Origin of the sequence: Acinetobacter sp. GG2, assembly GCF_000292385.1 — a bacterium.
GTDB lineage: Bacteria > Pseudomonadota > Gammaproteobacteria > Pseudomonadales > Moraxellaceae > Acinetobacter > Acinetobacter seifertii.
This window is the reverse complement of the sequence record NZ_ALOW01000040.1, coordinates 372,655-386,270: the sequence shown is the minus strand read 5'-3', so window position 1 is coordinate 386,270 and position 13,616 is coordinate 372,655. Positions and strand designations below refer to the sequence as shown.

Genomic DNA, 13,616 nt, shown 5'->3' with positions numbered 1-13,616 from the left:
TCACCGCTATTCATCTGCAATATTTTGAACAGGAATGTTTTGCTGAACCGTAAATTGCTTTGAATTTTTAGTATTACGGAACACTAGTTTTTCTAGAGAGGAATCGAGTTCACTCTCGGCACGTGCTTGTTCAATAAGCTGATGATATGGCGATTTACCACAGACAGGGTCTGCATTGCTTGCATCGCCTGTTAACATATAGGCTTGGCAACGACACCCGCCAAAGTCACGGTCTTTATCTGGGCAACTACGGCAACCTTCTGGCATCCATGCATCGCCACGGAAGTGGTTAAAACCTGTAGATTCATACCAAATATTGGAAAGGCTTTGCTCACGAACATTTGGGAAAGAAATAGGTAACTGTCTAGCGGCGTGACAAGGCAAAGCCATACCATCTGGAGCTACCGTAAAGAAAATTTTGCCCCAGCCATTCATACAGGCTTTTGGTCTTTCTTCGTAATAGTCAGGCACCACAAAAATAAGTTTGCAAGGATGATTTTGTGCTTTTAACTGGTCGCGATATTCATTGGTAATACGCTCTGCACGTATGAGTTGTTCTTGTGTTGGTAATAAACCTTGACGGTTTAAAAATGCCCAACCATAAAACTGACAAATAGCTAACTCGACTGTATCTGCATTAAGTTCAAGGCAAAGCTCGATAATTTTATCAATCTGGTCAATGTTATGTCGATGAATCACAAAATTAAGAACCATCGGATAATCATATTCTTTTACCAGACGACACATTTCATACTTTTGTTCAAAAGCATGTTTTGATCCTGCCAAAGCATCATTAACGACTGGATCACTTGCTTGAAAGCTAATTTGAATATGGTCTAGGCCAGCTTGCTTTAAATGGGAAATACGCTGCTCGTTAAGTCCCATACCTGAGGTAATCAGGTTGGTATAAAACCCGAGTTGGTGTGCGTGCGCCACAAGCTCTTCCAGATCTTGACGCACTAAAGGTTCACCACCCGAAAAACCGAGTTGTACAGCACCCATTTGACGCGCTTGATCGAAAACGTCAAACCACTCTTTTGTGGTCAATTCATTTTTGTGCTGTGCATAGTCTAAAGGGTTTGAACAATATGGACATTGTAGCGGACAACGATACGTTAGCTCCGCTAGTAGCCATAATGGTAAACCAACACCATTGGTCATATAAAATCAATCCAGTGCTGTTGCTGGGCAACTAACATGTAATCAATAACATCGTTGTCAATTTCAGCTATATCGCCAAATTGTTGCTTAATCTGGGCAATAATGGCAGAGACATTATTTTTCCCATCAATATATTGACCAATGGCCCCTGCACTTTCATTTAACTTGATCATGCCTTCAGGATATAAAATCACAAAGCCATTTTGAGCGGGTTCAAATTGGAAACGATAACCTTGTCGCCATGTTGGCACAAGATTTACATCAAATTGTTCTTTATTCATTTAAATAGTCCTTTGTGCCATACACGTTCTTGAGTCACACTGTGATATGGTGCTTCATTGTGTACGTATGCCAGTGTTAAGGCATCTAAAATGCTCCATAAAATATCCAGTTTAAACTGCAATATTTCTAGCATTTTTTGTTGTTGCTCATGTGTGGTAAATGAATCAAGTGTGATTGTTAAACCATGTTCAACATCACGGCGTGCTTGACTTAATCGAGAACGGAAATATTCATAACCCTTGTCATCAATCCAAGGGTAATGCTGTGGCCATGACTCAAGACGAGACTGATGAATTTGAGGCGCAAATAATTCGGTTAAAGAGCTGCTTGCTGCCTCACGCCATGATGCACGGCGTGCGAAATTTACATAGGCATCTACGGCAAAGCGTACACCCGGTAAAACCAATTCTTCGGAAATAACTTGTTCACGGCTCAAACCAACAGCTTCTGCTAAACGTAGCCAAGCCTCTCGGCCACCACCGTCAGGATATTCACCATCCTGATCAATCATGCGTTGAATCCATTCCTGACGCACACGCTGGTCTGGGCAATTTGCCATGATGGCGGCATCTTTGAGTGGAATATTGATTTGATAATAATAGCGGTTTGCAACCCAAGCCTGAATTTGTTGCTGAGTCGCTTTACCTTCATACATCATCACATGAAATGGATGATAAATATGATAATACTGGCCTTTATCAATAATGGCTTGTTTAAATTGTTCTGTTGTTAAAGCTTCAGGTGTTTGTGTCATAGCGCACCTTAGAGTTCGATCTGCATGCCATCATAGGCAATCTCTACACCATTTGCCTTTAGTTCAGCAAATTGGGCAGAGTCTTCATTTAAAATTGGATTGGTATTGTTAATATGAATCAGTACTTTTTTGGGTGTATTGAGTTGGTTCAAATAAGACAACGAACCACCTTCACCACTAATGTATAAATGCCCCATTTCACGGCCAGTTTTTTTACCTACACCCGTTTGCTGCATTTCATCATCGGTCCAGAGTGTACCGTCAATCATGACACAATCTGAATTTTGCATAATCTGCATGATTTGATCGTCAATCTTTCCGAGCCCTGGCGCATAAAACAACTGTTTTTGTGTTTTATGATCCTTGATGATTAAAGCAATATTGTCGCCTTCATGCGGGTCATGGCGATGTGGTGAATATGGTGGTGCAGCGCTTTGAATAATTAAAGGTAAAAATTCTAGATTTTCGAAACCATCAATTCTAAAAGCTTGTTTAGGATTAATTTCATTGTATTGAAGACCTCCATTCCAGTGCTTCAACATATTAAAGACTGGAAAACCTGTGGTCAGGTCTTGATAGACCATTTCTGTACACCACACATTCATTGGGCAGCCTTCACGTAGAGTTAAAAGTCCAGTGGTATGGTCAAGCTGGCTATCCATTAAAATAACGTTGGTAATGCCCGTGTCACGTAATTTACGCGCAGGTTGAGCTGCTTTAAAGTCAAATAATTGCTGACGGATATCTGGTGATGCGTTTAATAAAATCCAGTCTACGCCGTTTTCTGAAACTGCAATTGAAGATTGAGTACGCACTTTGGCATTCATCGTACCTGTACGGACACCATGACAATTAGGACAATTACAGTTCCACTGAGGGAAGCCGCCTCCAGCTGCTGAACCTAAAATATAAATATACATAAAATTAATATCTTATTAGAAAGACATAAGCCCTAGAACAAAACTAGGGCTTATGACAGATTTGAATAGAAATAATTAACGTGCTTCAAAGTACATTGTTACTTCAAAACCAATACGTAAATCAGTGAAAGCTGGTTTTGTCCATTGCATAAATTTTTCTCCAGTCAGGATTAATCTTGTGAAATGAATCACTTGATCAAATCTTATAAAGCAATTAAAAATTTATTCTAATTAAAAATGTCACGTTTGTAGATAAGGTTGGTACAAGATATTGTTCGATAATTGTGTTTTTTGTCCAAATTTTAATAACTCTTTATCAATCAAAGGCAATTAAAAAAGCCATAGCAAATGAATATTCTGCTATGGCAGATGTTTTACATGGCTAAGTTCATTAAGTGTTGCTGCGCAATATAAAGCTCTTGCCCAGATTTAGGCTGATATTGCACCCAAGTTCCATCGGCTTGTAGCTCCCACGCTTGACGATTATCTTTTAGATAATTGTTTAGCCCATCTTCAATCACTTGTTTCTTTAATTTTTTACTTTCGATTGGGAAACAGGTTTCGATACGCGAAAATAAATTGCGTTCCATCCAGTCTGCACTAGCGCAAAACACTTTTGTATCGCCATCATTATAAAAATAGTAAACCCGAGTATGTTCTAAATAACGGCCAACAATTGAACGTACCCGAATATTATCTGACAGTCCTGTAACTTGTGGTCTTAAACAGCAAATGGAACGAATAATTAAATCAATTTGTACACCTGCTTGAGAGGCTTTATAAAGCGCGCTGATGAGCTGTGGTTCAGTAAGCGCATTCACTTTAATGATGATATGTGCCTTCTTGCCAGCAAGACTATTTTTAATTTCCTGCTCAATAAGCTCTAGCAATTGAGAGTGCAAGGTAAATGGTGCATGAAAAAGTTTTTTAAGCTTTGCCATTTTGCCCATACCAGTAAGTTCTTGGAAAATCTTATGCACGTCTTCACAAATTTCAGCATCACTCGTAAGCAGGCCAAAATCGGTATAAATTTTGGCATTCACTGCATGATAGTTACCTGTACCTAAGTGGACATATCTTTTCATTTTGTCTTGTTCACGACGAACGACTAATATCATTTTAGCGTGAGTTTTATAACCAACAATGCCGTAAACCACAACTGCGCCCGCTTCTTGCAATACGTTAGCTACTTCAATATTGGACTCTTCGTCAAAACGTGCCCGTAACTCAATGACCGCAGTAACTTCTTTTCCATTACGTGCAGCTTCTGCAAGAAGTTGAACGATTTCCGAGTTCGCTCCACTACGGTATAAGGTTTGTTTAATTGCCAAGACATTCGGATCTTGGGCAGCTTCCCGAAGAAACTTGATGACAGGTGCAAATGAGTCAAACGGATGATGAAGTAAAACATCCCCTGCTTTTAACACATCAAAAATTGGCTTTTTGCTATAGAGGAGTTTTGGTAAAACTTGTTGATACGGTTTATAGCGTAAATCTGGCAAATCAAAGTTTGAAATAAAGCGGGCTAGGTTGACGGGACCATCGACGTAATAAAGATGTTCAGCATCTAAATCAAATTGCTCTAATAAATAGTTTGCAATTTCTTCAGGACATTTTTTTGCAACTTCCAAACGAACCGCTTGACCAAAACGGCGTGAAGATAACTCACCTTTTAAAGCCACGGCCAAGTCTTCTACATCTTCTGAGACGGTTAAATCAGCATTTCGAGTAACGCGAAATTGATGACAACCTGTGGCTTTCATGCCCGGAAATAAATCTGAAATGTGCTGATGAATAATAGCCGAGAGCAAAATGTAATGTTCTGCACCACCAGAAATATGCTCTGGAATTTTAACCAGTCTTGGTAAAGAGCGTGGTGCTGGGACAATCGCTAAATCAATTTGGCGTCCGAAAGCGTCTTTACCTTCCAAAGTCACAATAAAATTAAGACTTTTATTAACTAACCGTGGAAATGGATGCGCCGGGTCTAGACTAATTGGAGTAACGACAGGTTGTACTTCTTTGAAAAAGTATTCTTTAATCCAGTCTTTATGTTTTTCTAATATATCGCCGTGCTGAATAAAGTGAACGCCATAACCTTGTAGCTGTGGCAACAAGGTATAATTTAAAATGTTATATTGCTCTTCAACGGCTTCATGCGCATTTTTCGAAATTTGCTTTAATACTTCTGCTAATGGCAAACCTTCTGGCCCAGTTGCCTGACTCATTAAGCTAATTTTCTGGATTAAACTTGCCACACGGATTTCGAAAAACTCATCCAGATTGCGCGAAAAAATGATTAAAAAATTTAAACGTTCAAGTAATGGGTGTTCAATATCTTTGGCCTGAGCAAGCACTCGCTTATGAAACTCTAATAAAGAGAGTTCTCTATTAATATACGTTTCTAAATTATGCTGGTTTGGGCTAGATAATGTAGGTAATGATGTCATTCTTGACTCTTATAATTGATAAAAATTGTACATGAATAAAAAAGATTAATTTAATAATGTATAACCGATTTTATTCACCAGACATTTTGTAACTATTTTATTGCAAATTCATGAATTTTTTATGAAAACCTTAAAAATTACGATCTATTTTAACCTTTTGCTTATTTCCTTACGTTTATGGGTATCTATTATCATCTTAGCATTAATTTTTTAAAGATCATCTGATTTTGATAAAGATTTAGTTTTCATTAAATATTCATATAGTATGCGTATTTTTTATGCATCTTAATTCACCAATTGATAAAAAATGACGACTTTAAATATATTATTTAAGACAACATCTTTATGTCTGGCAATGGCTTTATTAGCTGGTTGTAATGATAACAATGACAGTGATTCAAATACATCTACGCCACGAAGTAACCAGACTGTCGATATTTTAGCTTTTAATGACTTTCATGGAAATTTAGAACCGCCTAAACGCTACGTTGATGCAACTAACCCCAATGATGCATCTCAGACAGTTCGTATTCCCGTTGGTGGTGTGAGTTACTTTGCAGATGCAATTAAGAAACTTAGAGCTCAAAACCCTAATAATGCTGTTGTTTCAGCGGGTGACTTAATTAGCGCTTCCCCACTCACTTCTTCATTGTTTTTAGATGAACCTACGATTGATGTCATGAATGATATTCAAATTGACTTTAATGCTGTGGGTAACCATGAGTTTGACCGCGGTACAGATGAGTTACGTCGTCTGCAAAATGGTGGTTGTCAACAATATACAAGTACAGCACCCTGCCAAATTAATAAAAACTTTAGTGGTGCAAAATTTAATTTCCTTGCCGCCAACGTTGCAATGAAAAACGATGCAAGCAAAACGATTTTTCCAGCTTATAAAGTCAAAACTTATGGCGGAATTCCAGTTGCATTTATTGGTTTAACACTTAAAGCAACTCCAAGCATTGTGTCTGCAGCTGGTATTAAAGACGTTGAGTTTCGTGATGAGGCTGATACAGTCAATGCCCTTATTCCTGAACTACAAAAACAAGGAATTCAGGCTTTTGTAGTGGTAGTCCATGAAGGTGCAGCACCAAGTACTAAGCTTAATCAAAAAACATGTGATGGTTTAAGTGGGCCGATTTTAGGTATTTTAGATCGCTTAAATCCTGCAGTTGATATTGTTGTTTCAGGTCACACGCATCAATCTTATATTTGTGACTATGCAACTAAAAATCCAGCTAAACCATTCTTACTGACTTCCGCTGGCCAATACGGCACGCTGATTACCGATATTAAGATTGAGCTAGATGGTAAAACTGGTGACATTATTAAAAAAGATGCTAAACAAGTTCCAGTACAAAGTGAGGCCTATACTTCAGGTACAACCACTGTAAGCCTTACAGATCTTTATCAAAAATTTAGTAAGACACCAAGTATCGAAGCGATTTTAGACAAATACCGTCAAGCGGTAACAACTATTTCTGGGCGTGTGGTTGGAACTTCTACTGCCGTTGTGAGCCGTACTCAGGCTGAAAGTGGTGAAAGTCCGTTAGGCGATATGATTGCTGATGCACAACAAGCCTCTGCTCTTAAAGCAAGCGACCAAGGTTCAGACTTTACACTCATGAACCCAGGTGGTGTACGTGCCGATCTACTGATTAACAGCAGTAACCAAATTACCTTTGGTGATATTTTTGCTGTTCAGCCTTTTGGTAATTCGATTGTGACGTTGAGTTTAACCGGTAAACAAATTCGAGATGTCCTTGAGCAACAATGGTCTGGTGGAAATGCAAGTTCACCTAAAATTTTACAGCCATCTAAAGAGTTAAGTTATCAATATTCGGCAAATACAACAGCTTCACCGAGAGCAAGCAATATTATGATTGCTGGTTCCCCATTGGTTGACACCAAGGTATACCGTGTAACAGTCAATAGCTTCTTGGCAGATGGTGGTGACAACTTTACGGTGTTAAAGGATGGTCAGAACCGTGTTGGTGGCGGTCAAGATATTGATGCCTTTGAAAGCTATGTTGCTAAAAATTCACCACTCATTATTCCGGCTACAACTCGAATTAAAGTCATCAAATAATTTCATTTAATGACGTATAAAGGACAGTACGAAGCTGTCCTTTATTTTATATGAAAAGCTAAACGAGCTTTTATTCAGTATAGAGATTAAGTTCTACACTGCTGATGTCTGCTCCAGTATTTGCAAAAATAATATCCATAACTTCGTGCAATAGTTCCTTCACTTTTTCATGTTCAAAGCTTGAAGTTTCTGCTGTTTTTAAGCAAATCAGATTACAACTCATTTTGTCTTTTCTGAGCTTATAAATACTTTTACTTTTTCCCAAAAACACTCTTTTGACGAGTTTGCGATTTTCAAACTCAGATAAAATTCGGTAAATGGTGCCTAGTGTAATTTTATATTCATTTTTAATTTGTGCATAAATACTATCTGCACTTAAGCCGTGTGGATTCTGATTTAAAATTTCAAAAACCTGTATTCTCGATTTTTTTATAGGTAATCCATTTAATAATGATTTTGATATTGTCGTCATGTTAATTAACCTTAAAGTTTAGAAATATAGAAAGTTTTAAAAATTATTTTGTCTATATTTACTTGAAAATTATGGATGTTTTCTAACTGAAAAGCTCAAAGCCTATTCCCCTATGAATAAGCTTTGAGTCTAGATTTAACTTAGAAACTATAAGTCGCTTTCACAAAGTAATTGCGGCCATAAAGTTTGGTATTAAAAGTTTTGTTTTTATCTTCCAAGTCAACATCGGTCAGGTTTTTCACACCGTAGTCCAGTGTTAAACGTGGCGAAATTGGCGAGGTAAACGTAAGGTCATAGGTCGTATAGGCTGGTAATTTTTTACCACTAGATAACATTTGATGACCTACATAGCTTGCACCAAAATTCATACGATAGTTTTCAACAATAGCCCATGAAAGTGAGCTATTAATTAACCATTCAGGACGTTCGGTCAGGTCTTTACCAGTTACCTCATTTTTAGCATCCAAATATGTTGCATTCGCTGTTATCCCTAAATTATCACTAAAGTCATATCCACCGTTGAGTTCCACACCTTTTAGTTTTGCTTTAGCAACGTTATCCCATTTGTATGGATATTTGGTTGGATTTGGAGAATTAGGATTAGAAACACGTTCAATTAAGTTCTGTACATCATTTTCAAATACTGTAATACCAGTATTCCAGTTTGGTTTACGAACAATTAGACTTGCTTCATAGTTGGTACTTTCTTCAGGTTTTAGATTTGGATTCCCTGTAATAAAACAGCTCCCCCCACAAGAAATTAACTCATAATTTGCATCTAACTGATATGGTCCTGGAACTTTATAAGCTTGACCAACACCACCTTTAAGAATAACTCCTTCAGCGAGTTGATAAGCTAAATATGCTTTACCAGTTGCTTTGCCATCAAAATTATCAAAGTCATCGTAACGACCACCTAATGTTAAAGTAAGTGCATCGTTAATGTGGGTATCGTTCTGAACAAATACACCATAACTTTTCTGTTCAGACCCGCCAGATGTGTATCCTACGGGATCTGTGATTTTTTGGTCTTTATAATCGAAACCAGCAGTCGTGTTATTCATGAGCCAGTCAAAGTTGGCAAAAGCACGACCTAGTAAGTTTTCTTGCTTATAATTACGACTTTGGGGAGCATTATATTCGCTGTCATAGTCATAAATTTTAGCAGTTTCTTTTCCAATATAAGCTTCTGTTTTCCCCCAACTCCATTTCCCTCGATGGGTAATACCTACATTGGTTCGCTCATCTTCACCTTCTTGGATCGAAGATGCCGCGTCTTGAGTAAGTGGTCGTTTATCTTTGGTATAACCCAAATCTAGGTCTAGAGTTTGTTGATCATTAATATCCCAACTTAAAGTCCCATGTACATTCTTAGTGTCTTTCTCTACAAAATAAGCACCATTTGAGTCTGGCTTTCCATTTCGATACCACGCATCACGATTATAAGAATCACCAGAGAGAGAAAAACTAACATTATCGGTTAAGCCACCAAAGAGATTAAATCCGTATCGGAATTGATCTTTTCCGTTTCCTCGATCGGCTCGGTTATATTGTCCAAAGACAGAACCATGAAGCTGTCCATTTTCGGCTTTTTTGGTAATGATGTTAATGACGCCGCCCATCGCGTCAGAACCATAAAGCGATGACATTGGTCCGCGAATCACTTCAATTCGTTCGATACTATTTAATGGAATTGAACTCCAGTCAAAATCATTACCTCGCCACATTGCTCCCAGAGAAGATGTTCTTTTTCCATTGATTAGAATTAAAGTATAACTACCAGACGTATCTTGCATCCCTCGGATAATAATTTTGTCCTGTCCACTGTTATAGTTATAAACCCCTGCTTGTTTTTGTAAAACGTCTGCAAGGCTCAGTGCTGCAGTACGTTCAATATCTTCACTTGTGATGACACTAATCGATGCGGGTGCTTTATCTACATCTTGTTCTTTTAAAGCAGCAGAAACCACAATGGTTTTAAGTTTTTGAACAGGTTCATTTGTGTCCTGTTGCTCAATATCTGTATTTGCTTGGACTGCGAATGGAAGCAGTGTTGAGAGGGCGATCACCAGCGCCTTTTTTGTTAACGTCATTTCTCGGTCCTTATATTTTATAACGATTACCATATGATAATTGTTATCATTTATGATGTGCCGTGCATGATAGCCTCATGACTTTTATTGTTCAAGATAAAAGTAATTATTATTTATATAATGATAATCATTATTGTTTGTTTGATTTAAAAAAGTTAATATTGCAATTTGGTGTGCCTAAAAACCTATTGAAAACAAGCTTAAAGTAGACATAACAATGCTCTCTCGATTTTTTATTTATCACCCTATTTTTGTATCTGTCATTGCCATCACTATTCTTATTTTTGGTTTTTTTTCTATTCGTGCAATGCCCGTTGAGCGTTATCCAAACTTAGCTCCTCCAAGTGTCACAGTGGTTGCTAATTACCGAGGTGCGTCTGCTGAAACTGTTGAAGAAAGCGTAACTCAGATTTTAGAACAACAAATCAAAGGACTGGATAACTTACTCTATTTCACATCAAATAGTGAATCTTCAGGAACGGCCAGTATTGATATTCATTTTAAAATTGGTACAGATATTGATAAGGCACAACTACAAGTACAAAACCGCATTAACAGTGCATTAAACCGTCTCCCCGAGCAAGTACAACGGCAAGGGGTAAATATTTGGAAAACCACAGGTGATATGCTGTTAATTGTGGGGCTATACGATGAGACAGGTAAAGCCAGCAATATCGAATTATCGGACTATATGGTTAATCACTTTGAACAGCCTCTCTCGCAACTGCAAGGGATTGGTGAAGTTGATGTATTTGGTTCCAGTTATGCCATGCGTATTTGGTTAAATCCAAATCAGCTTAGAAATTATCAACTTATGCCGAGTGATATTGAACAGGCACTTGAAGACTACAATACCCAAATTGCTGCAGGTTCGATTGGTGCCATGCCTTCGGCTTCTGACCAGAATATTTATGCCAAAGTCACTGCAGGATCTCGGCTAAAAACAGTCAACGATTTTAAATCGGTTGTGGTTAAAGCGAATGTAGATGGAAGTCTGGTTTATTTAAAAGATGTAGCGAGAGTTGAATTAGGTGCCGAAAACTATGAAAGTATTAATACGCTAAACGGCTACCCTTCTGCTGGTTTAGGAATTTCACTCAGTCCCGATGCGAACGCGATTGAAACCTCTGGTCTAATTAAAGCAAAAATTGAACAGCTCAAGCAGCATCTACCCACTGGATATAAAGTAGTTTATCCGCGGGACAATACACCGTTTATTGAAGAGTCGATTAAACAAGTCATTATTACTTTGCTTGAAGCAGTAGTTTTAGTCGTCATTGTGATGTATCTCTTTTTACAAAATTGGCGCGCTACACTTATTCCCACCATTACTGTACCTATTGTGATTTGCGGTACCTTTGTTGTGTTGTATTTATCTGGAATGAGTATTAATACTCTTACCCTGTTTGCACTGGTTCTAGCAATCGGATTATTGGTCGATGACACGATTGTAGTGGTTGAAAATGTTGAACGGCTTATGCATGTGCAACAATTAAGTGTTCGGGATGCATGTTTAGCATCGATGCAAGAAATTAGCGGCGCATTGATGGGTATTACCTTGGTACTAACCGCCGTATTTATCCCTATGGCTTTTTTTAGTGGTTCAACGGGCATGATTTACCGCCAGTTTTCAATCACTTTAGCAGCTGCAATGTTGTTATCTTTATTGGTAGCCATGTTTATTACGCCTGCTTTGTGTGCTGTCTTACTAAAAAAACAAACTCAAAAACCTAAATGGGGGCAGAAGCTTGAAACTTTACTTGAAAAAATTAAAGTTGGTTTTAGTTTTTTAGCGACAAGCTCAATTAAGTTTAAAACACTTTCATGTCTTGTCGTGTTAGCTTTAGTTGCTGTTTTAATTTTGATTTATCGTAGTTTACCGACGAGCTTTATTCCAAATGAAGATCAGGGTTTATTGGCTGTGCCTTATAGTTTGCATAACAGTGCGTCTATGAGCCAAACACAAGAAGTAGGTAAACTGGTTAATAACTATTTCTTTGAACATGAAGCTAAAAATATTAATACCGTACTAGTCGTTAATGGACAAAACTTTTCAGGGAACGGTCCAAATTTAGGCATGGCGTTTGTTTCCTTAAAACATTGGAATGAACGTAAAGGTGAAGTTAATACTGCAAGTGCTATACGTGAGCGTGCGCAAAATTACTTGCAAAAAAACTTACCAGCCAAAGTTATGGTGGGTATGCCTGCAAGTGTTTCTGGTTTGGGCCAATCTGATGCCCTAGAACTTTGGCTCAGAGATGTAAATGGTCAAGGACGCAATGAACTCATTAAACAATATAAAGCTTTAGAAAAAGAATCTCACAATTATCCTGCGTTTGAAAATTTAAGTCCACTTGTAGATGAAAATAAGGCTGAAGTTTTTATTCAACTCGATCAGAATAAAGCCAAGATATTAGGGATTGATCAACAAGCGATTCGTTCAACTTTATCGACTGCTTGGGGTGGAAACTATATGGGTGATTTTGTTGAAAGAGGCAAAATTAAACGAATCATTATGCAAGGTGATGCTGAATTTCGCTCTAAACCTGAAGATTTAGCTTATTGGCATGTCCGTAATAATACAGGTGGAATGCTTTCTCTTGCGCATTTTGGTCAAAGTGAGTGGACTGGTGGTCCAGAAACACTAACAAGATTTATGGGACTTGCTGCAATACAACTTGAAGCAAATGTTAGTTCTGGCTTTAGTTCAGGTCAGGCAATGCAACAGTTAAGTGATATGGTGAGCAAACAATCTGGTGTAGATGTCGCATGGAGTGGCCTCTCTTTACAAGAGCAGCAATCGAGTCAGCAAGCCTTATTTTTATACATTATCTCTATTTTATTTATTTTCTTATGTTTAGCCGCTTTATATGAAAGCTGGAAAGTGCCTCTTATTATTTTGCTTGGGCTTCCGCTAGGAATTACCGGAACTATTGTATTTGCTCAAATCTTTAACTTACCAAACGATGTGTATTTCCAAATTGCGTTACTAACAGGTATTGGTTTGTCTTGTAAAAATGCAATTTTAATTGTGGAGTTCGCAACTAAAGCCATAAAACAAGGTAAAGGCTATGTTACGGCCGCATGTGAGGCTTTAGCTCTGCGCTTACGCCCCATTTTAATGACGTCTTTAGCTTTTGGTGCGGGCGTCATTCCCCTTGTCGTTGCTACAGGTGCTGGTGCAGTGAGTCGCCATGAAATTGGTATGAGTGTATTTGGCAGTGTGATTATTGGAACCTTACTAGTCCCTGTATTTACGGTGTTTTTCTTTGTTTTGGTACATAGTTTACCGGCTTTGCAATGGTCGCTTGGACGGGTTTGGTTTAGACGTGTATCTAAATATAGAAAAGATCATTCCTCTTTATAAAACAAAAAAAAGCAGATTAATGATCTGC

The 13,616-nt window shown here is 38.0% G+C and carries 10 protein-coding genes; 2 read left to right on the top strand and 8 right to left on the bottom strand.

What is annotated here, in order from left to right:
• Positions 1-6: 6 nt before the first annotated feature.
• The 6 genes from pqqE to ppk1 all read right to left on the bottom strand — a co-directional run bounded on the left by pqqE (position 7) and on the right by ppk1 (position 5,567).
• Complete coding sequence (gene pqqE / locus B554_RS0117900; protein WP_019459142.1) at positions 7-1,161, bottom strand: pyrroloquinoline quinone biosynthesis protein PqqE; 1,155 nt, start codon at positions 1,159-1,161, stop codon at positions 7-9.
• Positions 1,158-1,442 carry a pyrroloquinoline quinone biosynthesis peptide chaperone PqqD gene (gene pqqD, locus B554_RS0117895; protein WP_019459141.1) on the bottom strand — a complete coding sequence of 95 codons (285 nt, stop codon included), beginning with the start codon at positions 1,440-1,442 and terminating at the stop codon, positions 1,158-1,160. Before pqqD ends, pqqE begins: the two co-directional genes overlap by 4 nt.
• Entirely contained in the window at positions 1,439-2,197 is a 759-nt protein-coding gene (pqqC, locus tag B554_RS0117890; protein ID WP_019459140.1) for a pyrroloquinoline-quinone synthase PqqC, read from the bottom strand. Before pqqC ends, pqqD begins: the two co-directional genes overlap by 4 nt.
• Positions 2,198-2,205: 8 nt before the next feature.
• A complete protein-coding gene (gene pqqB / locus B554_RS0117885; RefSeq protein WP_019459139.1) occupies positions 2,206-3,117 on the bottom strand; it encodes a pyrroloquinoline quinone biosynthesis protein PqqB in 912 nt (303 codons plus the stop codon).
• 75 nt (positions 3,118-3,192) lie between these two features.
• Entirely contained in the window at positions 3,193-3,267 is a 75-nt protein-coding gene (pqqA, locus tag B554_RS18830) for a pyrroloquinoline quinone precursor peptide PqqA (RefSeq protein ID WP_001982218.1), read from the bottom strand.
• Between the two features lie 224 nt (positions 3,268-3,491).
• A complete protein-coding gene (gene ppk1 / locus B554_RS0117880) occupies positions 3,492-5,567 on the bottom strand; it encodes a polyphosphate kinase 1 (RefSeq protein WP_019459138.1) in 2,076 nt (691 codons plus the stop codon).
• 307 nt (positions 5,568-5,874) lie between these two features.
• Between ppk1 and B554_RS0117875 the strand changes: the two genes are divergently transcribed.
• Positions 5,875-7,656: a bifunctional metallophosphatase/5'-nucleotidase gene (locus B554_RS0117875; RefSeq protein ID WP_019459137.1), complete on the top strand. Its 1,782-nt coding sequence runs from the start codon at positions 5,875-5,877 to the stop codon at positions 7,654-7,656.
• A 70-nt stretch (positions 7,657-7,726) separates the two neighbouring features.
• Here B554_RS0117875 and B554_RS0117870 read toward each other — a convergent pair whose 3' ends face one another.
• Both B554_RS0117870 and B554_RS0117865 read right to left on the bottom strand, forming a co-directional pair.
• A complete protein-coding gene (locus tag B554_RS0117870; protein ID WP_004701669.1) occupies positions 7,727-8,128 on the bottom strand; it encodes a transcriptional repressor in 402 nt (133 codons plus the stop codon).
• A 140-nt stretch (positions 8,129-8,268) separates the two neighbouring features.
• Positions 8,269-10,221 carry a TonB-dependent receptor plug domain-containing protein gene (locus tag B554_RS0117865; protein WP_019459136.1) on the bottom strand — a complete coding sequence of 651 codons (1,953 nt, stop codon included), beginning with the start codon at positions 10,219-10,221 and terminating at the stop codon, positions 8,269-8,271.
• Between the two features lie 217 nt (positions 10,222-10,438).
• Between B554_RS0117865 and B554_RS0117860 the strand changes: the two genes are divergently transcribed.
• On the top strand, positions 10,439-13,588 hold the full coding sequence (locus tag B554_RS0117860) for a multidrug efflux RND transporter permease subunit (RefSeq protein WP_019459135.1): 3,150 nt from the start codon (positions 10,439-10,441) through the stop codon (positions 13,586-13,588).
• Positions 13,589-13,616 lie beyond the last annotated feature (28 nt).

Bases quoted from the DNA above. Each gene is read 5' to 3' on its own strand.
- pqqC (WP_019459140.1), bottom strand. From the start codon at position 2,197: ATGACACAAACACCTGAAGCTTTAACAACAGAACAATTTAAACAAGCC.
- B554_RS0117865 (WP_019459136.1), bottom strand. From the start codon at position 10,221: ATGACGTTAACAAAAAAGGCGCTGGTGATCGCCCTCTCAACACTGCTT.
- B554_RS0117860 (WP_019459135.1), top strand. From the start codon at position 10,439: ATGCTCTCTCGATTTTTTATTTATCACCCTATTTTTGTATCTGTCATT.
- pqqE (WP_019459142.1), bottom strand. From the start codon at position 1,161: ATGACCAATGGTGTTGGTTTACCATTATGGCTACTAGCGGAGCTAACG.
- pqqD (WP_019459141.1), bottom strand. From the start codon at position 1,442: ATGAATAAAGAACAATTTGATGTAAATCTTGTGCCAACATGGCGACAA.
- B554_RS0117870 (WP_004701669.1), bottom strand. From the start codon at position 8,128: ATGACGACAATATCAAAATCATTATTAAATGGATTACCTATAAAAAAA.
- ppk1 (WP_019459138.1), bottom strand. From the start codon at position 5,567: ATGACATCATTACCTACATTATCTAGCCCAAACCAGCATAATTTAGAA.
- B554_RS0117875 (WP_019459137.1), top strand. From the start codon at position 5,875: ATGACGACTTTAAATATATTATTTAAGACAACATCTTTATGTCTGGCA.
- pqqB (WP_019459139.1), bottom strand. From the start codon at position 3,117: ATGTATATTTATATTTTAGGTTCAGCAGCTGGAGGCGGCTTCCCTCAG.